Origin of the sequence: Spirosoma terrae, assembly GCF_010435915.1 — a bacterium.
In the GTDB taxonomy this organism is placed as follows: Bacteria; Bacteroidota; Bacteroidia; order Cytophagales; family Spirosomataceae; genus Spirosoma; species Spirosoma terrae.
Genome location: NZ_JAAFZH010000001.1, coordinates 120,109 through 144,595, shown reverse-complemented (window position 1 = coordinate 144,595; position 24,487 = coordinate 120,109). Strand labels below are relative to the sequence as shown.

Here is a 24,487-nt window from a genome sequence, read left to right as displayed (position 1 = left end):
TGATAAGAATAGAGTAAGTCTATTCGTAGTAGTTGAGAATCTGATGGCCACTTTTAGCCAAAACCTGATCGCGACGGAATAAGTCGATATCAGCGATCATCATATCATTAACAAGCGCTTTCAAATCATATTTAGGCTGCCAGCCAAGTTGCGTCATAGCCTTAGTTGGATCGCCAAGCAATAGGTCAACTTCTGTTGGACGGAAGTAACGAGGATCAACACAAACAACCTCTTTACCAACTTCAACCGGGAATTCAGGGTTAGACGAGCTTACAACAACGCCCGTTTCTGATGCACCTTCTCCTTTAAATTCAAGTTCTACCCCGATTTCAGCAAAAGACATCCGCACAAAATCCCGAATCCGAGTTGTAACACCCGTAGCAATAACAAAATCTTCGGCTTTATCCTGCTGAAGAATCAACCACATAGCCTCAACGTAGTCTTTTGCGTGGCCCCAGTCGCGCTGAGCATCCAGATTTCCCAGATAAACCTTATCCTGTAGACCAAGGCCGATACGTGCTACAGCCCGGGTAATTTTACGCGTTACGAACGTTTCGCCACGTAGTGGCGATTCGTGATTGAATAGAATACCGTTACAAGCGTACATGTTGTAAGCTTCCCGATAGTTGACCGTAATCCAGAAACCGTACTGTTTAGCAACAGCGTAAGGCGAACGAGGATAAAAAGGCGTAGTCTCCGACTGAGCATGTCCCTGAACACCACCGTATAGCTCAGACGTAGAAGCCTGATAAATACGCGTTTTCTCGGTCATGCCTAACAGGCGAACAGCCTCTAGAATACGTAGCGTTCCGATACCATCTACCTGTGCTGTATACTCTGGCTCTTCAAAGCTAACCTGTACGTGCGACATAGCACCCAGATTATAAATTTCGTCGGGCTGAACTTCCTGAATTATACGAATGATATTGGTGGAATCAGACAGATCGCCATAATGAAGTTTGAACCGCACGTTTTTCTCGTGAGGATCTTCATACATATGGTCGATACGTTGCGTGTTAAAGAGCGAGCTACGACGCTTTATACCGTGTACTTCATATCCTTTGGATAACAGTAATTCGGTCAGATAAGCGCCATCTTGTCCAGTAATACCGGTAATTAATGCTTTTTTCATCGTTTATAACAAGGGAAGATAACCTTTCAGAATTGTACAAAACTCATCAAAACTAACTAATCAGTAGCAAATTATATAAGTTATTTTATTGATAGGCTTCTCCGTACTTCAATTTTGTCGGGCTGTAGCTGGGCAGATGGCAATAACTGACGTATTGAAGCATAATATCGTTCAGCGTCAATACGATGCATAAAATCACCAACTTTCAATCTGTATGTTGGTTGATTGTAGGTTAGATAGGGGTTCAGTTCCGGGAAATTCTGGTAGATCAGCAACTTAGCGGCATCGACCTCCTGCCGCTGGTTACCGACGTATACCTGTATCCGAAATCCCGGCGCATAGCGAACTGCTTTGTTTTTAACAGCGATGGTATCCATCACTACGTCAAGCCGCTTGTTAACATACAAAGCCTCGTTAGGCGCTGCCACTCTTGGCGCGTCAGGCTTACGAGATGGAGTAGTATTTGTTGAAGACGTTGAATTAGGCCGCTTTACGTTGGTCGCTTTACCTGACGATGGCGTATTATAAATAGGTCTTACTGCGGATAAATCCTCATCATAGCTGTTATAATCCACAGACGACTTGTTGGACACGGTTGGTCGACTTGAGGCACAGCCCATCATGATCAAAAAAGCCAGAACAGAAAAACCACTGATTCCGAAACGCATAGCCACACAGAATTAGATTACAAAAATAGCTATTTTGTCCATTCATAGATGAAGCCAGTAGAATGGACTAGGACAAACTATATTTTGGTTAATTTTGACAGTATATTATTGAGACCACATGCTGACTATCGAAAGCTACGTGTCACTAAAGCCTTACAATACGTTCGGACTTGATGTCAACACGCGCTACTGGGTTGAAATTAATCAAGAAGATGATCTTCAGACTTTATTACAACTAACTGAATTTGTTAATACGCCAAAACTTATCTTAGGCGGTGGTAGCAATGTTCTTCTGCGGCAACATTTCAACGGGTTAGTTGTCAAGATGAACATTCAGGGTATTGATGTGATCCGGGAAGACGATACCCATATTTACGTAAAAGTGGGAGCCGGGGTGATTTGGCACGACTTGGTCAAGTTTTGTGTCAACCAGGGTTATGCAGGCCTGGAAAACCTTTCGCTAATTCCGGGTACAGTGGGCGCAGCGCCCATGCAAAATATCGGTGCGTATGGTGTTGAAATTGAGCAAGTCTTCGAATCCCTAACTGCAATCGACGTTGCTAGTGGCAAACAGCGTATCTTCAATCATGCTGATTGTGCATTTGGCTATCGCGAAAGCGTTTTTAAGCGAAAATTAAAGGATCAGTATATTATTACAAGCGTTACGTTCCAACTCGATAAAACTCCTACGTTTCATACACGCTATGGGGCTATTCAGGAAACGCTTACAGAAATGGGCATATCGGATGATACATTGACAATCAAAGCAATCAGCGATGCTGTGATTCATATTCGACAAAGCAAGCTCCCTGACCCCAATGAGATAGGAAATGCTGGTAGTTTCTTTAAAAACCCAGAAATTCCAAAGCCTCAATTCGATCTACTCAAATCAACTTACCCCACCCTTCCCGGCTACCCGATTAGTGATGATATCGTCAAGGTTCCAGCGGGCTGGTTGATTGAACAGACAGGTTGGAAGGGGTATCGATTAGGCGACGCAGGAGTGCATACCAAACAGGCATTAGTACTTGTTAATTACGGAAATGCCACTGGAGATGAGATTCTAACCCTTGCGCACCAAGTCCAAAAATCAGTATACGATAAATTCAATATAGAAATTACACCGGAAGTAAACGTAGTATAGGCAGAAAAATGGGTTAACACAGCTATTCTATGCTCTGTTAACCCATCATTTCGCTACGTAGTGCTATTATTCAAAACATAATGACGCAGCACCTAGCAAACCGGCGTCATTACCAAGGGTTGCGCGTTTTACGGCTAAACCATTTTTGTAATAGTCATTAAGCCAGTAATCGAGCGTTTTTTCAACAGCTGGCAGAATATAATCGAACGAAGCCGACAAACCGCCCCCAATCAGTACGTGCTTAATATCGAGTATCTTAATAAGAGCCGCCAGACCCTCGCCTAGTATTTCGCCTACTTCCGTCCAGATTTGAAGAGCAAGTTCATCTCCTTCAGCAGCCGCAGCGACCAGTCCTGTTGTAGAAATATCGCCATCATCAGGTAATTGTGTTTCTCCTTTGTATTCAGCTCTACGCTGAGTTGCTAACTCCAGTAGCTCTTTTTTACCGATATTACGTTCCAGAACACGACCATTCCGAGAAGGAATATGACCAGGCTCCATGGCGTTACCATCACCACCGGTAAAAATTTTCTTATTGATGATAGCCGCTCCTCCTACGCCTGTTCCTAACGTAATGAAGATATAGTTCTCAGTGATCTTTTCTTCAGCAAAATAATATTCGCCTAATGCCGCGGCATTAGCGTCGTTTTCCAGAAAAAACTCTACACCAGAGAATCGTTTCGTCAAAATATCAACTAATGGAACCCCATTTATTTCAGGAATAGCCGTTATTTCCAAAGGCACAGTACGGTTGCGGTTCAGCATACCCGGCAGACCAATACCTACTTTTTTTACATCTTTATTGGATACCAGTTGAAGTGCAACCGCATCGCCAAACCGTTCAACGAAATGGCCCGACTGCCGCCAACTAATAGTATCGTGGCTATAGAAATTGGAGATTTTGCCCGTATCGGCATCAACGATGCCCATTTTGACGTTCGTTCCGCCGACGTCAATACCCAAATATTCAACAGAAGACATTCGCAACAGAAATCAGTTAACAGTGAACAGTTATACGCTTAGGAGGATGAAGTGTGCCGCAAGATACGAAAGAGTCGTTAGTCAACCGTTATGCAGCATCAGGCTAATCCGCATTATTAAAATATTTAAGGAATATCCCCCAGCTGTGGACGAATCAACACCTCCTCAACAACCGCACTTTGCGACAGCGTGTAAGCAGCCCAAACGCTATCGGCAACATCACTGGCTTTCATAAAACGCTCCTCTGGCAGGTCGGTTCCCTCCCAACTGGCAGTTAACGTAGCACCTGGCAATACTGCCGTGACCTTAACGCCATGTGTTTTTAGCTCTTCCCGTAAAACACGGCTCATGCCTAACAAAGCAAATTTAGAAATGCAGTAAGACCCTCCATTCGTATAAGCCGTAATGCTAGCCGTTGAGCACATCATAAAAATGTGTCCTTTTCGTCTGGCAATCATGTCTGTCAGTAACCCTCTTGTCAGATGGTAGGCACTGGCAACATTCGTGTTCATGGTCAGCTCGAAGGTTCCTTCTGCTTCATTTTGAATTTGTCCGGGCAAAAAAATGCCCGTATTGTTCACCAGAATATCAACGGGTCGATTCAAGGAATGAATATACCGTAGCAGTGCGTCAACTCCTGATCGATCCGATAGATCAGCGGCAAACGGAATCAATCCTTCCGCCTGCACATCGTCGATGGCACGCGCACAAACAACAACATCAAACCCTTCGTTAACAAATCGTTCGGCAATAGCACGGCCGATACCTTTGCTCCCTCCTGTCACTACAGCCAATGGATTCATACAAACGATAAAACTTTTTTGTCTATACTACTGCTTTAGGATACGGCGCAAGTTACGTTAGAAACCATTCTATCTTTGCTGGGGTTCTCTCGATATTGCCGCAGTCCAATAATCGAAACGGCACTTTTGCTTCTCTTTACGCAGTTTATGTCACGATTAGGTCATTATTTCATTTTTCTTGGTTCTCTCTTCCGGAATAGAGAGAAAATGCGGGTTTATCTGGGCCTTATTTTGAATGAATGCACCTCGATTGGCGTTGGCTCCATTTTTATAGTAGCGCTCGTCAATACGTTTATTGGCGCCGTCACCTGCGTACAAACGGCTTACAACCTGACTAACCCATTCGTTCCTAAAAACATTATCGCCCTTATCGTACGCGACAGTACCATTCTGGAACTGGCTCCTACGCTATCCTGTATTGTACTGGCTGGTAAAGTAGGCTCCAATATTGCCGGTGAATTGGGCACTATGCGTATTACGGAGCAAATCGATGCATTGGAAGTTATGGGTATTAATTCAAGCTCTTATCTGGTGCTCCCCAAAGTTATTGCATCTGTGCTCATGTTCCCTCTTCTGGTTATGATGGCGGGCTTTCTGTCGATTTTAGGCGGATACATCGCCGGTGTTTTAGCCGGTGTTATCTCTCCCGAAGATTATGTTTCAGGTCTGCGTTTCGATTACAAACCCTTTGGCGTTACGTTCGCACTCATTAAAACTGTTGTATTTGCCTTTCTAGTGTCCACCATTTCGGCTTATCAGGGCTACAATGTTAGCGGTGGGGCGCTGGAAGTGGGTGCTGCGTCAACGTCAGCCGTTACCAATAGCTGTATTGCGATCGTGGCGGCCGACTTTATTCTGACTCAGATTTTACTGACGTAGTGAAAACCGAAAGCATAGCCGTAGCATTCGCGCAGGCACTTTTCTTCTGGCTCACATGATCGAAATTAAAAATATAGCAAAAACGTTTGGCGACCGACAGGTACTGGCCGGGATAGATGGTACGTTCAAGCCGGGCGACACAAGTTTGATTATCGGCGGTAGTGGTACGGGTAAAAGCGTTCTGCTGAAATGCATGATCGGCTTGGTCAAGCCCGACTCTGGTGAGGTTTTATATGATGGTCGCAACTTTTTGACCGTCGATCTCGAATCGCAAAAAGCGATCCGGCGCGAAATGGGCGTACTGTTTCAGGGATCAGCGCTATTCGATTCCAAGACGGTTCTTGAAAACGTTCGTTTTCCGCTTGATATGTTAACGGAACAATCGGAAAGCGAGAAACTGGATAGAGCACAGGAATGCCTACAACGAGTTGGTTTGGAGAATGCGGGCGACCGAATGCCATCAGAAATAAGTGGTGGTATGAAGAAACGGGTAGGTATTGCCCGAGCAATTGTTCTTAACCCTAAGTATCTGTTCTGCGATGAGCCTAACTCTGGCCTCGACCCGCTAACCTCTATAAAAATCGATCAGCTTATTTCTGAAATCACTGATGAGTATAAAATTACTACGGTGGTGATCACCCACGACATGAACTCGATGATGGAAATTGGCGAAAAAATTATGTTCCTCTATAAAGGGAATAAACTATGGGAAGGCGATAGTAATACGTTAACCCAATCCAGTGTTCCTGAATTAAATGAGTTTATCTTCGCCAATAAGTTGCTGAGAGAAATGGAGAAATAAAATTCAACCGTACCAACAAAACGGACGTAGCATTCTTCTATGCTACGTCCGTTTTGTTTTAATAAGCTTTCAGACTTAAATCCAGGCTTTTAATCTGGTGGGTCAGTGCCCCCGACGAGATAAAATCAACACCTGTTTCCGCATAAGCCCGCAAGTTTGTTTCGTCGATACCGCCCGATGCTTCGGTTATGAAACGTCCATTGATAAGTCGTACCATATCGCGAATACCGTCGGGCGAAAAATTATCAAGCAGAATAACATCGACCTGACCAACCCGTAAAACTTCTTCTACTTCGGCACGATTCCGGGTTTCAATCTCGATACGTAGTGTTCGACCGGTTTCGTTCAGATACGTAACCGCCTTGGTAATGGCGGCTTCAATGCCTCCGGCATAATCAATATGATTGTCTTTAATGAGAATCATATCATATAAGCCAAATCGATGGTTGACAGCTCCTCCGATTTTGGTAGCCATTTTCTCACAAATCCGAAAATTTGGGGTTGTTTTGCGCGTATCGAGCAGCTTTGCGCGTGTGCCTTCCAGCAAATCCACTAATTGCCGAGTATGCGTAGCAATACCACTCATACGCTGCATGCAGTTCAGAACCAGCCGTTCGGCAGTTAAAATGTTACGTGCATTCCCGCTGACGGTTAAAACAACATCGCCAGGTTTGATACTGGCGCCATCACGTAGCAAAATATCGACCTCAAACGTTGGGTCAACTTCCGCAAAAATCGCCTGCGCAACGTCTACACCAGCCAAAACACCAGCTTCTTTAACCAGCAACCGGGCCCGTTTCTGCGCGTCGGCTGGTATTGTAGAACGGGATGTATGGTCGCCATCGCCAACATCTTCAGCTAAAGCTAATTGAATAAATTCATGCAGATTCATGCACGCAAGGTACTAAGATTATTTTTCACGCGGACTAACTAGCCATATCGTATAAGCCCGCTTTTAGGAATTGAGGCCTAACTATTCTGTTTCTGCCTGACATAGTTTCAGTTAATTCTGATAATCCAGCTGAAACCGCTTGCATAGTTCCGCAAATGGTACGAAATTTGTCATCCGCTAAAGCAATTCATGAAGCAACCGCGCGCTATACAACGTCTTTCGAGCCTTTTTCTGGCCTCATTACTGCTCATTACCGCAGTTTGGGGACAGGTCGGTTTGATGCAGCGCGTATCAGCGATTAACGTATCTGGCGTTCAATCGGTTGCTGATCAGAGTAAAACAGGCAAACCAACTGATTCTCACTCGTCAGATGCCCAACTGAGTGCGGCCCAGTTTGAAGCGGTCGTTACGCCAGCTATTACACTTGATGGTGGCAGCCAAACCGCTTTTTTGCTGCCAGCTCCAACGCTCGTAATCCTATTGCTGTTGAGCGTTCCTTTGCTCCGGCATTTCATGCTTCCGCATTTTTATTTTTCTTACTTCAAATACGTATTCGGTCACCATATAGCCACGAATGCGCCCTAACGTAGCATTCCCCCCAGGCACAAGCCTGATTAGTAGTCTATTATCTTTCCTTTCCAAGTAAATCAATTTTCTCCAACGAGCCTCAAGCTCGTTACTTCTCATGCAAAATAGAACTGGAATATTAATCCTGACGGGTGTACTGACGGCTATTTGCCTCTATTTCCTGTCATTTACGTTTGTCTCAAGAGGCATCAAATCTGATGCAGAGGCTTACGCTACCAATAAGCAAGGCCAGGTTGATCCTGCTAAAAAGCAGCATTATCTGGACTCGCTCTGGAAAGAGCCCGTTTATTTGGGCAGTACGTTACAGGAAGTAACCGAGCGTGAGCTAGGACTTGGGCTTGATCTGCAGGGTGGTATGCACGTAGTGTTGGAAGTATCGCCTGCCGATATTCTACGTAGCTTGTCGGGTAACAACCGCGATCCTAAATTCAACGAAGCGTTAAAACTGGCCCAGGAAGATCAGAAAACAAGCAACACCAGCTTTGTGGATCTATTTGCCAACAACTTTAAGAAGCTGGCCCCCGATACGAAGCTGGCTACCATTTTCGCAACCAGCGCAAACCGCAGCCGGATCAATTTCCAGTCGTCGGATACCGAAGTTCGTAAGTTACTGAACGAAGAAGTCTCAGGTGCTTTTGGTCGTGCTTTCCAGATCATCCAGGCACGGGTCGATAAGTTTGGGGTAGCCAACCCAAACATTCAGCGCTTACCGGGTTCTGGACGTATTCAAATCGAATTACCGGGTGTTGATAACCCAGAACGTATTCGTCGACTGTTAACCGGATCGGCGAAACTTGAATTCACTGAAGTTTACCGCTTAAATGAACTGGCTCCAGCCATTGAAGGTATCGGTGCTTATTTATTACAGCAGGAAGCGGCTCGTAAAGCAACTCAGAAAACCACAACGCCAACAGCCGGAACAACTGCTGCAGGATCAAGCCTGGAATCTCAGCTGGCTCAGGGCGCGAAAAAAGATTCGACGGCCAAAACTGATACAGCCGCTGCAGCTGCGCAGGGTACAGCCTTGACCCAGCTTTTCTTACCCGTTGGTCAGGACCAGCTTGGTGTTTACCTGAAAGACACTGCTCGTGCCAATGCCGTTCTGAATGCCCCAGAAGTACGTAGCCTGTTCCCTGCCGATGCCATTTTTGCCTGGGATCGTAAATCCTTCAAGGCAACGGATGGTAAAGAAATTCTGCCTCTTTATTTCCTGAGAAAGCCAGGTGGCCGTGCTCCTCTGGAGGGCGACGTCATTACGGATGCGTCGAATGATTATGATGATCGTGGTCGTCCTGAAGTAACCATGAACATGAATCCAGAAGGCGCTCGTAAATGGAAAAACCTGACAGCTGCCAACGTTGGCCGTCCGGTTGCCATTCTGCTTGACAACCTGGTTTACACCGCTCCAAACGTACAGAATGAGATCCCCAATGGTCGTTCCAGCATCTCCGGTAACTTCACTGTTGAAGAAACCAAAGATATGGCCAACGTATTGAAAGCCGGTAAACTACCTGCTCCAACCACAATCGTTGAAGAAAGCGTTGTGGGTGCTACGCTGGGGTCAGAAGCAGTAAGCGCTGGGGTAATTTCATCCGTAGTTGGTATTCTTCTCGTTTTCGCTTTCGTGTTGTTCTATTACAACCGGGCTGGATTCATTGCCGATATCGCGCTTCTCATTAACCTGTTCTTCCTGTTAGGCGTAATGGCTTCACTCGGAGCTGTACTGACCATGCCAGGTATTGCGGGTATTGTTCTTTCTATTGGTATGGCGGTTGATGCTAACGTACTGATTTTTGAACGTATCAAAGAAGAGTTAGAGCAGGGAAAAACATTTAAACTAGCGGTTAGTGATGGCTTCAAACACGCGATGTCATCAATTATCGACTCGAACGTAACGACCTTTCTTACCGGTATCGTCCTGTTTATCTTCGGTACAGGCTTGATCCTCGGTTTCGCAACAACGCTGATCATTGGTATTCTTACCTCGTTGTTTGCTGCCGTTTTCATCACCCGCCTGCTGCTAGAGTATTATATCCGTAATGGCAAAACGCTAACCTTTACGTCGACATGGGCCAAGAATCTATTCGCTGATTCTAACTTTGATTTCGTCTCTCGCCGTAAGCTGTACTACACGATTTCGTCGGTAATTATTGCTGCTGGTATTATCTCGGTTCTTTTCAAAGGGTTCGGATTGGGCGTTGACTTCAAAGGTGGTCGTTCTTACGTAATACGTTTTGAAAAAGCTGTTAGTACGGATGATGTTCGTAATGCCCTTGAAGGTGTTTTAGGCTCATCGCCAGAAGTTAAAACCTACGGTGGCACAGGTATTGGCGCCAATCAGGTTAAAGTAACGACACCTTATCTGGTCGATGACAATTCAGAAGGTGCCGACAAGCGGGCTGAAGCTACTGTTTACAAAGGGCTAAGTACGATTCAAGGCAATCCAGCTAAAATCGAAAGCTCGCAGAAAGTAGGTCCAACCATTGCTTACGATATTCTAACATCAGCATTATGGTCAATTCTGCTGGCAGTAGCCGTTGTATTCGCCTACATTCTTATCCGCTTTAAACGGCTGGCCTTTGGTTACGGAGCCGTTGTGGCCATGTTCCACGACGTATTAATCATTCTGGCTATCTTCTCGATCTTTAATGGTTTCTTACCATTCTCGCTCGATGTTGACCAGGCGTTTGTGGGAGCCCTTCTTACCATTATGGGTTATTCCATGAACGATACTGTCGTCGTTTTCGACCGGGTTCGGGAATACCTGAGTGAAAACCGGGGCAAGAATGAAAGCATACCGACAATTATCAACAACGCTCTGAACAGTACATTAAGTCGCACGGCGGTAACTGGTTTCTCAACCATTCTTGTACTGCTTGTCTTGTTCTTCTTCGGCGGAGAAACCATTCGGGGCTTCTCGTTCGCCATGCTGATTGGTGTTATTGTGGGTACGTATTCATCGTTGTTCGTTGCTACACCGATTGTAGTTGATGCCCTGAGCCGCGATGAAGGCAAGGATGACAGCAAACCAACAATTGAGAAGAAAACAGGATTCGATGCTATTCCTGCCGATTTCACCACAACGGCTCCTGCTACACCAGAGGAGTTTACAGCCAAAAAAGAGAAGAAAGACAAAAAGCCTTTGATTCGTCCTTCTCAATCCTAATAAGTTAGTAACCAGAAAGCCGAACAGTCTGAAAGCTGTTCGGCTTTTTCTGATTTATGTCGGATAATTTGTTATATTTCCCGACGTTTTCACCTAACATTCTTTTTCTAAAAGGCACAATCACCAAACTCTATTTTCCTACATGGAAACCAAACTAAAACCAGTTGATACAAGCATAATGCGGAAAAAGCCCCTTTCGGCTTATGAAGCAGATATGCAAAAGAGTGAGCTTAAACGTGTCCTGACTCGATGGGGGCTAACTTCATTGGGAATCGGGGCCGTTATTGGCGGGGGCGTCTTTGTACTAACCGGTATCGCATCAAACCAATGGGCTGGTCCGGCACTCGTATTATCGTTTGTCTTAGCGGGTCTGGCCTGTACGTTCGCTGCGCTCTGTTATGCCGAGTTTGCTTCCATTTTGCCAGTTGAAGGCTCAGCTTATGCTTACTCCTATGGTACAGTGGGTGAAATATTCGCCTGGTTTATCGGCTGGAATCTGGTTCTGGAGTATATGATGGGGGCAACAACTGTTGCTGTTAGCTGGTCGGGCTATTTTGAGAAGCTACTGCATCTGTTTCATATAGATCCACCATTGTGGCTCATGAACGACCCGGTTACAGCACACGAAAAAGCTGAAGCGCTACGTGCCGCTGGACAAGCCGTTCCTGACTTCACCTTCGCAATGAATTTACCAGCCTTTATCATCGTCTGGGTCGTTACGTATATTCTGGTGAAAGGAATTAAAGAAGCCGCCAGCACCAACAACCTGATCGTAATCCTGAAAGTTGCCGTTGTTATATTCGTTATTGTCGTAGGTGCGTTCTACATCGATACAGCCAACTGGACTCCGTTCATTCCAGAACCAGTGATGAAAGATGGGCAGCAACACTATGGTTTCAGCGGTATCGTAACAGCGGCCAGTATCGTGTTTTTTGCCTATATCGGTTTCGATGCCGTTTCTACCCAGGCGGGAGAAGCGATTAACCCTCGTAAGGACGTACCGTTTGCTATTATCGCTTCGTTGATTATTTGTACGATACTTTATATTCTGGTAACCGGCGTACTAACCGGCATGGTTAAGTATACGAGCCTGGACCTAAAAGCACCTGTTGCTCAGGCCTTTGCGGATATTGGCCTTACCTGGGCGGTTTATATCATTACAATTGCCGCTATTGCTGGTCTGACGTCGGTAATGCTGGTGATGATGCTTGGCCAGACCCGTGTATTCCTCGGTATGGCTAAAGATGGCCTATTGCCAAAAGGTCTGTTTGCCGCCATTCACCCAACCTTCAAAACGCCCTGGAGAAGTACGATCCTGGTTGGTACAATTGTATCCATTGTGGCCGCCCTTACACCGATCGACAAAGTATCGGAGCTGTGTAGCTCAGGTACATTGCTTGCTTTTGCCATGATTTGTGGTGCGGTATGGTTGCTACGTGTCCGGGAGCCAAACCTGGAACGTCCTTACAAAACTCCTGCCCTACCGCTTGTGGCAACCTGTGGTATACTGGCCAATCTGTACCTGATGTGGAACCTACGCATCGATACGAAAATTGCTTTCCTCGTATGGGGTACACTGGGAATAATCGTCTATTTCGCCTATAGCCGTAAACACAGTAATCTGAATAACCCGGAGGAATAACATCCTTCCCGTTTACAACACGGCAACGGCCTGCTCTCATCTGACGAAGAGCAGGCCGTTTTATTTACTTATCGATGTGTCCAAAATGGATTCGTAGATTAGCTAGCTTTGCTCACAAATGAGCGGAGAGGAAATTCTTGGCTATGCATCTGCTATTATAGTGGGCTTAGTAATTGGTTTGGCGGGCGGAGGAGGATCGATCCTGACCGTCCCGATTTTTGTGTATGTTTTCCATATACCCACCCTTCTAGCCACTACGTATTCCTTATTTGTAGTGGGCGCTACGTCGTTAGTGGGTTCAATTAATCATATCATCAACAAACGGGTTGACCTACGCGTAACAGCCGCCTTTGCCTTACCATCGTTTGTTTCGGTTTATCTGAGCCGGCGTTTTTTAGTTCCGGCGATTCCTGATCCGCTTTTCCAGCTCGACCGGTTTGTATTAGCCAAAAGCAACGCAATTTTATACTTCTTTGCAACGGTAATGATTCTGGCGGCTCGTGCCATGATACGTAGCACTCGGCCAGAACAGGGCGAAGCTGCCGACGGACGACCTCGATATACTACGTTATCTCTTGACGGATTAGCCGTGGGCTTACTCACGGGTACAATTGGAGCAGGTGGTGGTTTTTTAATTGTGCCTATGTTGGTATTGTTAGCGGGTTTACCCATTCATCGGGCCGTAGCAACATCTGTACTTATTATTGCCGTCAATTCTTTTGTTGGGTTTATTGGCGACATCCACCATACCAGCTTAGCATGGAATTTTCTGCTACCGTTTACGGGTTTATCTATCATCGGCATTTTTATCGGCACCTATCTTGGCCGATTCGTTGCGCCTGACCGACTCAAAAAAGGATTTGGCTGGTTCGTGTTGATAGTAGCTTTCTACATGATTACCAAAGAACTATCATCAATTCGATAGCCAGCTCTGAGAATTGTACTTATGATTATCGAACAATTATATACAGGTTGCCTCGCTCAGGGAGCGTATTACATTGAAAGCAATGGTGAAGCGGCTATCATTGACCCGCTTCGCGAAACGTCGCCTTACATCCGGAAAGCAGAAAAGGCAGGGGCAACGATCAAGTATGTTTTTGAGACTCACTTTCATGCCGATTTTGTGTCGGGTCATCTCGATTTAGCGAAGAAAACAGGCGCAACCATTGTATACGGCCCAAAGGCAACTACAAACTACGAGGCTCATCATGCCTACGATGGTGAACTGTTTCCATTAGGGAACGTAACGATTAAAGTACTTCATACACCTGGGCACACCCTTGAGTCAACTACCTATTTGCTACTGGACGAACATGGAAAAGAGCATGCTATTTTCACAGGCGATACGTTGTTCATTGGCGATGTTGGTCGGCCGGATCTGGCAATCAAGGGTGATCTGACCGAACAGGATCTGGCAGGGATGCTCTACGATAGTCTGAATGCCAAACTCATGCCCTTGCCAGATCATGTGATTGTCTATCCAGCTCATGGTGCAGGTTCGGCTTGTGGTAAAAACATGAGTAAAGAAACTACTGATACGCTCGGCAACCAGAAACGCTTCAATTACGCGTTAAGGGCAAAATCGAAAGACGAATTCACAAAACAGGTATTGGATGGGCTCACTGCTGCCCCGGCTTATTTCGCCGAAAACGCCCGCTTAAATAAAGACGGCTACGAAAGCCTAGACCGAGTACTTCAACGTAGTGACCAGGCACTAACTCCCGACGCTTTTGAAGCAACTGTGAATGATTATAACGCCTTAGTCCTGGATGTTAGGAACGCAGTTGATTTCGCACAAGGCTTTATTCCAAATTCAATCAATATTGGCCTGAATGGCCAATTTGCCCCCTGGGTTGGCGCCCTAATTCCAGACCTGAACCAGCCAATTGCTTTAGTAACTCCTGCCGGACTGGAACAGGAAACAATTGTTCGTCTGGCACGCGTTGGGTACGATAACTGCATTGGCTACCTGGCAGGAGGCTTCACATCCTGGCAACAGTCCGGTAAAGAAACCGATACGATTGAGTCAATTTCGGCTGAAGAATTTGCGGATAGATGGCAAACAGGCATTGTTCAGGAAGTAGTTGATGTACGCAAGCCAACCGAGTTCGATGTAGAGCACATATCTGGTGCCCGAAATTTACCGCTGGATAACCTCAATGACCATATGGCCGAAATCAGTCACGATGGCTCTATTTACGTCCATTGCGCTGGCGGCTACCGGTCAATGATAGCGAACTCTATTCTAAAAGCCCGGGGGTTCGCTAACGTAGTAAATGTTGAAGGCGGTATGGGTGCCATCAAAAAAACGGTGGTTCCGATTATTGGTGAAATAGCGGCTGCCGAATAATACCTCATTATGTAGCAGCGGGGTTATCATCAATGCCTAGTCGTGGCAACGCGGGATTAAGCACTCGGGCAATAATTTTAATACGGAAAACCCGCGTCCCTGCTACGTCAAAATCACAACTATAAAAATCCCGTTGCTTGATACCTCTATAAACGGCGGTATAGTTAACCTTGGGCGGCCAATTCGTGAGGGCAAGTTCAGCGGTAATGGCATCAACAGCTTTCCGAAGATTTGAAAAGTAAATTACGGCTGATTCTCGCTGACGAATTGAATTTAACGTTCCCACATGACTAACTGTCACTTCGTATATAATTCGGCCCGTTGGCCGAATTCGAGGTTGTTTTTGCGGTTTTTCTGGAGCTATGTTCATTATCAACAATAATATGAAAAATAATTGAACAATTTTTCAAGTCGTAAACTAAATACTAGCCCAGATCGTTTTACTATCAACTACGCCACAAAACAGATGCTCGCTCTAATCAGACGGGCTTTTTTTATGGCCAAAAAAAAGCGCTGAGTCTACACTCAGCGCTTTTTTTGTAAGGTATCTCTTACCTTATTTCTTATACATCACGGTATCAACAGCCTGCAATGTACGTTTAACGTTTGGCAAAATGGCTTCTATTAACGTAGGCGCGTATGGCAATGGTAAGTCCATACTATTTACCCGAACAACAGGCGCATCCAGATAGTCAAAAGCATTACGTTGAATATTGTACGTCAGTTCAGAAGAAATAGCTGCTAATGGCCAGGCTTCTTCGACAATTACACAACGATTGGTTTTCTTAACAGAATTGATGATGGTTGCATAATCGATCGGACGTACTGAACGTAAATCGATAACTTCAGCCGAAATGCCATTTTTGGCCAATTCTTCAGCCGCAGCCAGAGCTACCTTCATAATTTTACCAAACGACACAATCGTTACGTCGTTACCTTCGCGAACAATATTAGCCTGACCAATAGGAATCAGATATTCTTCTTCCGGCACCTGGCCTTTGTCGCCGTACATCAGCTCTGACTCCATGAAAATGACGGGGTCATTGTCACGGATACATGATTTAAGCAGTCCTTTGGCGTCGTAAGGATTAGACGGAACAACCACTTTTAACCCTGACGTATTGGCAAACCAGTTCTCAAAGTTCTGGGAGTGCTGGCTCGACAGCATACCGGCGTTACCCGTAGGCCCTCTAAACACAATCGGGCAGGAATATTGCCCACCCGACATTGACATAATTTTAGCTGCTGAGTTAATGACCTGATCAATCGCTACCAGCGAGAAGTTAAAGGTCATAAATTCAATGATCGGCCGAAGACCGTTTATGGCAGAACCAACGCCAATACCGGCAAAACCTAACTCGGCGATAGGCGTATCAATTACCCGTTCTGGCCCAAATTCATCCAGCATTCCCTGACTGACTTTGTAGGCACCGTTGTATTCGGCGACTTCTTCACCCATCAGATAAACTTTAGGGTCTCGGCGCATTTCTTCCGACATGGCCTCCCGCAGGGCTTCACGGAACTGTATTTCTCTCATCCTGAATCGGTTGATTTCGTTTTATGCCATTCCTAACAACGTAGTGGTTCTTACGAATGGCATTGGCTAAAAACTGGTCAAAATTAGGCAAAATGACCTGATTCGTCAAATCATCGTTTATTGCTGCTTACAATATCTATCAGGAAGTATGATAACCGCTTCTTTTCCCTGTATTGAACTCATAACGAACGTATCAATACAACGGGCGATATGATAAGTTGTTAGGGAGTATGGAGCCTATAACTTATTGAAGCATACGATGTGCCTCCTCAAGCAATACCTGTTTTTGGTCTATAGACAAACCCAGGGGCAACTGTCTTATTCCGATCAGACGACGCATCAACTCGACGCCCGTAAACCGCTGTCGTAATATGTCATTAAAACCAGCGGGCTTTTCATAAATCGATAAGACGGTTTCCAGAGCCGCCCCAGGCTGCTGAGCCAACATAAGATGTGCCATCATAACCCCTACATCAAATTCGGGTGGTCCATAAAAGCAACGTTCCGGGTCAATAACACGGATACCCGAAAATTGGCCAGCAGTAGCTTTCAGCCAATTTTTTGGACAATAGTCACCATGTAATAAGGTTGTCAGGTCACCAGCCTGATAATCGGCCAGATAGAGACTGCCTACTTCCTGAATTACTTTCTTCAGCTTGGTATCCTGCTTATAGACCATAGCCAACTGCTGTAAGCCCGGTTGCACAGTGTCCAGATCAAACCCATTCTCGTCAAGAAAAGGCGAGTTAAAGATGTGATCGTAAGTGAGTATCCTCATGTCCCGATTGGCAAGCGCGGGATTTGGGTGATCTGTCAGGAAATGCAGGTGCAATTCAGACAGATAATTGGTTAGTTCAGCAACTTCGGTCTCATTTAACGTCTGCCCAGATTCGTATAGAAATGTATAGGGACGATTGCTTCCTAAATCGCGGAGAACAAGAATATTGTTTTCATCATCGATACCCAGAAATTCTGGCATATAACTAGCTAGCATCGCTACTGGCTGTATGAGCTGGTAGAACCGGCCTTCATTACTAATTCGATTGCCGGGAGCCGGAATAGCCGAAAATTTCTCCACGTACTCCCTCGATTGCTTCACAATAAGTGTACGATTAGGCGTTGTCACACGTAGCGTAACGTTCATTTTTCCTTCACCTGGCTCTTCTACGCTTGAGATTACCTCTTCGGTATCGAGCCAGCCACGCCGACGTAGATAATCCTGCAAAATATTGATCCGCTCAATGTCGAGGTGCAGCATAGCCCAGTGTGATTATATGAATGGTATCCTTATCAAACAGATTGACAACCAACAGTACACCAAACTGTTCGTTTACCGAACAACAGCAAGCTTGCCAGCTAAGCCTTCCAGTCCATCGGACGTCACAACAACAACCAGATAAATGCCTGTCTGCGCCAAACGCCCCCGATAATCGCGTAAGCTCCAGGTGGCAGTCCCTCCCTGTGAACGGGTTTCATAAACCAGTTGCCCTCCCGCATCAAGAATCTTTACTGTAGCATTTTCGGTCAATCCATTGATTCCAACAGTTCCCGTATAATCAGGACGTACTGGATTGGGAAAGATATTGATAGTACGTAATGTTTCAGCAGGCTCTGAGGCTGGGCCCTGGTAAGAGATTAAACCAGTAGCGGTTTCGATAAAAACCTTTCCACTAATTGGCTCAATAGCCAGCGTCTGGATACCGTTAGCAGGCAAAGGGCTATTGTCTGCCGTGAACGTTTCGAGCAATTGTGAGCCATCTGGCGCAACGTAGTATAGACCCGAGCGGGTACCCAGCCATTTTCGATTCCCCCCATCAACCGCAATGGCATAGACAGGTTCATTGGCCAGCAACCGGCGCCTATTTAATAAAGGAGGTTGAGCATCGATGGTTAAATCGAATGCCCCTGCTGGATCATCGAAAACGGTCGGCCCCAAGTCCGTACCTACCCAGATTGCTCCGTTTCTATCTTTTGCCAATGTTCTGACTGCATTGGTCAGCAAACCGCCCTGCCCTGCTTCAGATGTCAGGAAACGGCTCCGGTTGTTTTGAGGATCAAATACCAAAATACCGCCCGAACTCAACCGAAGCCATATAAAGCCAAAATCATCGGGTACTAGCTGGTTAATCGTTGTTATGGTAACGGTCGAAAAAGACTGGAATTGGCCGTCGGGCCGCCGAACATGCAAGGTGGCTTGCCGGGCGTTCGGTCCTGCGGTAGCTATCCATAAATTTCCGTCCCGATCAGAGGCCATACAACTGATATAAGGCCCAATCGTGGCTGGCAACGTAACAGTTGTTATTGGTTGGCCGTTTGCCTGGCTTCGCAAACCACCGCCATAGCTACCGAAGTATAGGGTTTGCTCATTTGGCAAATAAGCAGCGGAATTGAATCCTATAATTCTTCCCAGGCCGGTCTCGCTACGCCATCGACGATCAGGCACCGAAAAAACCTCAACGGGCGGTTGGCCACTATCAGACAACGTAGCACTTTGAGGGGCGTTAGGTAAGGCAACCAACGTATTCGAGTAGGCATACAAACCCGAAAACAAATCACGGGTTGGACCTTCCGGAGCAATTTGCTGAAAAGTACCAGCATTGCCATAAAGCAGACCGTTCTGCGCATCAGCTACCCAAACCTGATTCCCATCTGCCATGACCTCTTTAGGATTGGTTAACAGCATTCCGGTGAATGTAGCTGAGTTAGGAATCGTAATGGTCGAATTGGTTGCTACAATCACGGCGGTCGATGACGTAAACTGCCGGATTATCGGATTCGCAAGTGTTTGAACTAGCACCCACCGTCCGGTTTGACGTTGATAGATCCCCTGCCCATTTACCGTAACGACCAATCGATCCTGAGCAGTTACGATAGACTCCAGTTGCGAGCCCGGTTCAGGAACCGCCCGCCAGTTAGCCGGATCAGCAATGTTTACAGTAGCAGAAAAACGAATTGCCTGTAAACGTCGCCCTACTCCATCAGTTGCCAATGAGCCTGTCAGCGCATAAAGGCTATCGGCCGTTGCCGTTGTCTGATAAATAGGCAACGCTACGCCATCTGGACGCTGGCTGAAATACGTGTCCCGAATTTCGTTCCGTACTAGGTCGAGAACAACCAGTCCAAAATCAGTGCTCAGATAAACAGTATTTCCGACTCGATTAATATGATTGATCGTTCGGGAAGGGGGAAGATTGGAAGCGGTAACAATTGTATTCAGATTCAGAACGGCGCCAGGCTCACCCGATTCGTCCAATGAAAGAAAATCCAGATTACCACTCCTGTAAGCAATCAATAAACGTTTTTGATCGGACAGGTAAAGAAGGTGACTGATTCCAACATCACTCAGGCCGTCTTTTTTTGACAGGGTTACGGTCTCGTTCGTTGTTTTATCGTAATAAAATAGGCCATTCTGGCTGGCCGCGTATACTTTGCCAGCCCCTACTACAACCGACTGACCAGATCGATAACTGACATGGGTTTGCCAGTTGCCGATCTGCGCTAACAACAAATCGCAATGGATGAATGATAAACTTAGGAGTAGGAGCCAGAACCAGCTACGTTGTCGTAGATAGACATTGCATTTATCATCCATTCGTCAGCTAATCCTCTTTGTGTGCATCTTCGTAAGCCCATTCCTTAGGAACGGCTTCAGCTCCCAGATTGAAACACCGCCGACAGCGTGCTTCATAACTATCCGTCTCTCCTAATAAAACCCGTTCTTTTGAGGCAACGAGTCGATACGAGTACTGCGCAATATCGCCACAAACCACACAAATGGCATGCACTTTGGTGACGTATTCGGCCGTTGCCAGCAACTGCGGCATACAGCCAAACGGTTTCCCCGAAAAGTCCATATCCAGCCCGGCTACTACGACTCGCTGACCCTGATCGGCCAGTTTACGACAAACCTCTACAATCTCTTCGTCAAAAAACTGAGCCTCATCAATTCCTACCACATCACAATTACCGGCCAGCGTTAAAATCTGGCCCGCCGTTTGCACAGGCGTTGAATGGATAGTCAACGCCGAATGCGAAACAATATTTTCTTCGTCATAACGCGTGTCGATGGCTGGCTTAAAAATTCGAACCTGCAATTTGGCAATCCGAGCGCGGGTCAGTCGACGGATTAATTCTTCCGTTTTACCAGAAAACATGGATCCGCAGATTACTTCTATCCAGCCAGTACGTAGATGAGGAGGTTCGCGTCGTCGAGTTGGTTCAATAAACATTTGGTGCCGGTCGTTGTAGAAGCCGATATATTTTATAGATTGGATAGATACTATTTCGATCCAAGTTTTAATTTACACTGCCCCAACCACTTTTTACTTTTTTTTCGGGCAAAAAGCGGTTTGTGTCCGAAAATTTTATCTTTATACAAAAGAAAGGCTTTTCCTAATGTCGAACAAGTTCAACGCCAACGCCCTTACTGAATATAGCAAGTCCTATGCCCGTCGTGTAGCCGCCGATTTTTATCAACAGCATACGACAATTAATGGCCAGCAAATTCTGTCACTAACCCCCATCAACCAGATCAACCTACTGGTTATTAGCACACTGTCCGACAAATGGCAAGCCGATGCCGAAAAATTCCGTAGTCCCTTTTTTGACTTTACCAACGCTGATGTTCAGGAGGCTTTACAGAACTTCATGAACGTAGTATCGCAACATATTTCAGTACGTCGTGAACACCTGGAGCCCTTACTCGCTGATGCAATCCGGCGAACCATTACATTGATTTTTGATCCGAGGGCTTATTTCGATGATGTACTACGTAGTCAGCCCGAGTTTACCCTCACAGCGTCGGCGCTCCGGCAAATTACGCGTTATACCAAAATCAATCAGTTTATTCCAGCCCATATCACGCAACGAATGAATGGCAAACCATTCATCTATGTAAATCAGGCTTTAACTTATCTTGACGAAGTTCTGACTCAGCGTGGGCATGAGATCGAGCACTACGATAAGTTTGTTTCATTGTTCTCTGAGAAAGTGCCGATGGACGTATCGGCTCTTCTACGCAGTCATGTTCCCGATAATATTCCCCCAGCCCCAGGGCGATCTTTCTTCGACACGATTACCGAGTCAGCAGTTCCTCCTGCTCCGCTAGTTCCGCTTACGAACAACGTAGCAGAAGACGATCAATCAAAGCACGAAGGAGCCGTTTCTGAAACGACACGTCCAGCTATCCCGCCCCAACCCGATCCAACACCTGCCCCAATGGATGACTCTAGTGCGAGCGGTCCTATGTTTCTTGGTAGTAGCTCAGGGTCAGGGCCAGAACCTGTAGCCCCAATCAGCCAACCCTCTCAACTTCAAACGGGTAGCATCACTCAGCCGACCGTAAACCAGACAGACAATTTAACTGTACCTACAGAAGCAGCGCCAACCCTGAACGATAAACTCCGCGAAAGCAATTCAGCAGAACCCGTAACGGTTGCCGAAACATTCCACCGCGCTCCGATTGAAAGTATTGCCCGAAGCATTTCTCTTAATCAGAAATTCCGGTTTATCAACCAGCTATTCAACGGTAGTTCAGCAGCTTACAATCAGGCTATTGAAGAAATCGATACGCTCAACAATTATGGTCAGGCGCTCGATCTGATTTCGTACCGCTATGCGTCGCAGTACTTATGGGATATGAGCAGTGATGAAGTCAGCGAACTGGTTGAAATTCTAAAACGACGCTTTTCATAGGCAAACAGCATTTATATTTTTTCTGATTTTAGGTTACTTAACTGATTCTTTGCCGTCCAATGGGGATGAGTTGAGAACGAGTACTTAACCTTAAAATCAGGCTACTTTGCGTATCATCTACTGTCTGAGTTTCTGCGGATTTCTTATCAGTAATCTTGCTATAGCACAGAGCAGCCGATCAACAAGGCCTACCGACGGTTCAACAGACGCCGTCATGCACTATATACAGGATTTATTCCCTGTCCAGACAGAGGGTATAGACTATCAAGCTGTTTATGATGCGCTAACGCAGCTATATGCAAACCCGCTTGACATCAATACAGCTACCCGCGATGAGTTAGCAGCGACATATCTGCTCAATGAACGACAATTAAATAGCCTGAACGCTTACCGAAACGAGTACGGTGATCTGCTCTCGGTTTATGAACTTCAGGCTATACCCGATTTCGATCTGCCAACTATCCGTCGGCTATTACCATTCATAACCGTTTCAGCGGGAGGGCGTCTACTGACTAAATTGGCTACGCCTACCGACCATTACGTCATTTTACGGTACGAGCAGCTTTTAGAACAGCAGAGAGGCTTTGCCTCAGCAACGCCAGATAAGAATGGAAAACTCCCCACTCGCTATGTGGGGAATCCGCAACAATGGTATGCGCGCTACCGATATAGCCGACCACGAGCATTTAGTCTGGGACTAACGCTGGAACAGGACCCGGGCGAAGTGATGGGTTGGCAACCCGCGTCCCGCCGACATGGAGTCGACTACGTATCTTTTCACGCTCAACTGCAGAATCGTGGACGCTGGCGAAGTATTTTGCTAGGCGACTATCAACTTCAGATCGGGCAAGGATTAATACTATCGGCCGGATTTGTGCTGGGTAAAAGCGCAGAGACTGTTCAAACCGTCAGAAGGCCTAACATCGGTGCTCGCCCTTACACCTCATTAACCGAGTATGGCTATTTTAGGGGAGGAACGGCTACATACGCGCTACGGTCTACCATTGACCTCACACTGTTAGTTTCCCAAAACCGGCGAGATGCAAACATCGCAAACGACTCATATCAAGGCATTATAGCGACTTCTTTACAAACATCGGGCCTGCACCGCACTCAATCTGAGCGAGATGATCAGGGAAGTTTACTGGAAACAAACATTGGTGCCCATGTACTATACCATAACCAAAAGAATAGGCAAATTGGGTTAACACTGTTAAGTACTACGTTCAATACCTATTACCAAAAACGCGACCTACCGTATAATCAATACGAGTTTACAGGCAAACAAAATCTGGTTGTAGGCATACACGGAGGCTATGTTTGGCGAAACTTGAATTTCTTTAGTGAAATCGCGCGGAGTAGTGGCTCACAAACCTACTCAGGCGGTATTGGCGCAGTAGCAGGCACACTGGCCAGCCTGACGAAAAAGGTGGATATGGCGGTCGTGCTACGTCACTACGACAAAAATTTCCATAGTTTTTATAGTAATGGATTTAGCGAAGGTAGCCGAACCATCAATGAAACGGGTGCGTATCTGGGACTTAAATACAGCATCTATCGAAAACTAACAATCAGCAGCTTTTTCGATTACTATCGTTTTCCCTGGCTAAAATATCTGGTCGATAAACCATCGAATGGGTTTGATTATCTAGTGCAGGGGCGATACACCCCAAACAGGCAAACCGCTTTTTATGGGATCTACCACGAAGAGCATAAAGAGAAGAACCGACCTGGTAGTAACCCCAAAGAAGTGGTTCGAACAACGCGTCGGTCTATTGCCCTCAACGCTGAGTACAAACCAATACGTACGCTATCGCTTCGGTCACGCATGCAGTGGGGAAGTTTTGCCTATGCTGGTCAGTCAGCTTCCAAAGGAGTAGCTTTTGTACAGGACGCTACGTTAGACCTACGCCGATTTAGTGTGAGTGGCCGCATTGCCCTATTTGGTACAGATGATTACGATAGCCGCCAATACGTTTATGAGCGTGATGTGCTCTATGCGTTTTCATTTCCGGCCTATTTCAATCACGGTGTCAGGCATTATCTGATTGCGCAATATAACTGGAATCGGCACTTGACTACCTGGGTGCGCTGGGCCAGGACTGACCTTACGAACCAAACCACTGTTGGGTCTGGCCTGGATCAGATTGACGCCCCTCATAAGTCAGAGATAAAGGTTCAGACACGGTGGCGGTTTTAGATTCTCTTG

20 protein-coding genes are annotated in these 24,487 nt (G+C 46.1%); 10 read left to right on the top strand and 10 right to left on the bottom strand.

Annotated elements, in window-relative coordinates; genetic code table 11:
• Nucleotides 1–19 precede the first annotated feature (19 nt).
• Both gmd and GK108_RS31135 read right to left on the bottom strand, forming a co-directional pair.
• Nucleotides 20–1,132, bottom strand: a complete 1,113-nt coding sequence (gmd, locus tag GK108_RS00580) for a GDP-mannose 4,6-dehydratase (RefSeq protein ID WP_163941225.1) — start codon at nucleotides 1,130–1,132, stop codon at nucleotides 20–22.
• Between the two features lie 80 nt (nucleotides 1,133–1,212).
• Nucleotides 1,213–1,800, bottom strand: a complete 588-nt coding sequence (locus GK108_RS31135; RefSeq protein ID WP_212592694.1) for an SPOR domain-containing protein — start codon at nucleotides 1,798–1,800, stop codon at nucleotides 1,213–1,215.
• A 118-nt stretch (nucleotides 1,801–1,918) separates the two neighbouring features.
• On the opposite strand from GK108_RS31135, the gene murB reads away from it, so the two are divergent.
• Nucleotides 1,919–2,944, top strand: coding sequence for a UDP-N-acetylmuramate dehydrogenase (murB, locus tag GK108_RS00570; protein ID WP_163941222.1), 1,026 nt, complete (start codon nucleotides 1,919–1,921; stop codon nucleotides 2,942–2,944).
• Nucleotides 2,945–3,010: 66 nt separating this feature from the next.
• Here the strand turns inward: murB and GK108_RS00565 are convergent, their stop codons facing one another.
• Nucleotides 3,011–3,925, bottom strand: a complete 915-nt coding sequence (locus tag GK108_RS00565; RefSeq protein WP_163941220.1) for an ROK family protein — start codon at nucleotides 3,923–3,925, stop codon at nucleotides 3,011–3,013.
• Nucleotides 3,926–4,050: 125 nt separating this feature from the next.
• Nucleotides 4,051–4,728 carry an SDR family oxidoreductase gene (locus tag GK108_RS00560; protein ID WP_163941216.1) on the bottom strand — a complete coding sequence of 226 codons (678 nt, stop codon included), beginning with the start codon at nucleotides 4,726–4,728 and terminating at the stop codon, nucleotides 4,051–4,053.
• A gap of 147 nt (nucleotides 4,729–4,875) precedes the next feature.
• On the opposite strand from GK108_RS00560, the gene GK108_RS00555 reads away from it, so the two are divergent.
• Together GK108_RS00555 and GK108_RS00550 are read left to right on the top strand one after the other, a co-directional pair.
• On the top strand, nucleotides 4,876–5,607 hold the full coding sequence (locus GK108_RS00555) for an MlaE family ABC transporter permease (RefSeq protein WP_163941214.1): 732 nt from the start codon (nucleotides 4,876–4,878) through the stop codon (nucleotides 5,605–5,607).
• A 55-nt stretch (nucleotides 5,608–5,662) separates the two neighbouring features.
• Entirely contained in the window at nucleotides 5,663–6,409 is a 747-nt protein-coding gene (locus GK108_RS00550) for an ABC transporter ATP-binding protein (protein ID WP_163941211.1), read from the top strand.
• 58 nt (nucleotides 6,410–6,467) lie between these two features.
• Here the strand turns inward: GK108_RS00550 and nadC are convergent, their stop codons facing one another.
• Nucleotides 6,468–7,301: a carboxylating nicotinate-nucleotide diphosphorylase gene (gene nadC, locus GK108_RS00545; RefSeq protein ID WP_163941209.1), complete on the bottom strand. Its 834-nt coding sequence runs from the start codon at nucleotides 7,299–7,301 to the stop codon at nucleotides 6,468–6,470.
• Nucleotides 7,302–7,490: 189 nt separating this feature from the next.
• Here nadC and GK108_RS00540 point away from each other — a divergent pair, with 189 nt between their 5' ends.
• The 5 genes from GK108_RS00540 to GK108_RS00520 all read left to right on the top strand — a co-directional run bounded on the left by GK108_RS00540 (nucleotide 7,491) and on the right by GK108_RS00520 (nucleotide 15,047).
• A complete protein-coding gene (locus tag GK108_RS00540; RefSeq protein WP_163941206.1) occupies nucleotides 7,491–7,886 on the top strand; it encodes a hypothetical protein in 396 nt (131 codons plus the stop codon).
• A gap of 100 nt (nucleotides 7,887–7,986) precedes the next feature.
• Nucleotides 7,987–11,055, top strand: a complete 3,069-nt coding sequence (gene secDF / locus GK108_RS00535; RefSeq protein WP_163941203.1) for a protein translocase subunit SecDF — start codon at nucleotides 7,987–7,989, stop codon at nucleotides 11,053–11,055.
• A 142-nt stretch (nucleotides 11,056–11,197) separates the two neighbouring features.
• On the top strand, nucleotides 11,198–12,697 hold the full coding sequence (locus GK108_RS00530; RefSeq protein WP_163941201.1) for an APC family permease: 1,500 nt from the start codon (nucleotides 11,198–11,200) through the stop codon (nucleotides 12,695–12,697).
• 118 nt (nucleotides 12,698–12,815) lie between these two features.
• Complete coding sequence (locus tag GK108_RS00525; protein ID WP_163941198.1) at nucleotides 12,816–13,622, top strand: sulfite exporter TauE/SafE family protein; 807 nt, start codon at nucleotides 12,816–12,818, stop codon at nucleotides 13,620–13,622.
• Nucleotides 13,623–13,643: 21 nt separating this feature from the next.
• A complete protein-coding gene (locus GK108_RS00520; protein ID WP_163941195.1) occupies nucleotides 13,644–15,047 on the top strand; it encodes an MBL fold metallo-hydrolase in 1,404 nt (467 codons plus the stop codon).
• A 7-nt stretch (nucleotides 15,048–15,054) separates the two neighbouring features.
• Here the strand turns inward: GK108_RS00520 and GK108_RS00515 are convergent, their stop codons facing one another.
• The 5 genes from GK108_RS00515 to GK108_RS00495 all read right to left on the bottom strand — a co-directional run bounded on the left by GK108_RS00515 (nucleotide 15,055) and on the right by GK108_RS00495 (nucleotide 20,813).
• The gene (locus GK108_RS00515; protein ID WP_163941193.1) at nucleotides 15,055–15,417 is read right to left on the bottom strand and encodes a hypothetical protein; all 363 of its coding nucleotides are present in this window, start codon (nucleotides 15,415–15,417) and stop codon (nucleotides 15,055–15,057) included.
• Between the two features lie 186 nt (nucleotides 15,418–15,603).
• Nucleotides 15,604–16,584, bottom strand: a complete 981-nt coding sequence (locus tag GK108_RS00510) for a pyruvate dehydrogenase complex E1 component subunit beta (protein WP_163941190.1) — start codon at nucleotides 16,582–16,584, stop codon at nucleotides 15,604–15,606.
• A 244-nt stretch (nucleotides 16,585–16,828) separates the two neighbouring features.
• Nucleotides 16,829–17,842 carry a phosphotransferase gene (locus tag GK108_RS00505; RefSeq protein WP_246224599.1) on the bottom strand — a complete coding sequence of 338 codons (1,014 nt, stop codon included), beginning with the start codon at nucleotides 17,840–17,842 and terminating at the stop codon, nucleotides 16,829–16,831.
• Between the two features lie 72 nt (nucleotides 17,843–17,914).
• Nucleotides 17,915–20,176 carry a type IX secretion system anionic LPS delivery protein PorZ gene (porZ, locus tag GK108_RS00500; RefSeq protein WP_163941187.1) on the bottom strand — a complete coding sequence of 754 codons (2,262 nt, stop codon included), beginning with the start codon at nucleotides 20,174–20,176 and terminating at the stop codon, nucleotides 17,915–17,917.
• Nucleotides 20,177–20,183: 7 nt separating this feature from the next.
• Nucleotides 20,184–20,813, bottom strand: a complete 630-nt coding sequence (locus GK108_RS00495) for a thymidine kinase (protein WP_163941184.1) — start codon at nucleotides 20,811–20,813, stop codon at nucleotides 20,184–20,186.
• Between the two features lie 166 nt (nucleotides 20,814–20,979).
• Between GK108_RS00495 and GK108_RS00490 the strand changes: the two genes are divergently transcribed.
• A complete protein-coding gene (locus GK108_RS00490) occupies nucleotides 20,980–22,278 on the top strand; it encodes a hypothetical protein (RefSeq protein WP_163941181.1) in 1,299 nt (432 codons plus the stop codon).
• Nucleotides 22,279–22,492: 214 nt separating this feature from the next.
• A complete protein-coding gene (locus tag GK108_RS00485; RefSeq protein WP_163941178.1) occupies nucleotides 22,493–24,478 on the top strand; it encodes a ComEA family DNA-binding protein in 1,986 nt (661 codons plus the stop codon).
• Nucleotides 24,479–24,487 lie beyond the last annotated feature (9 nt).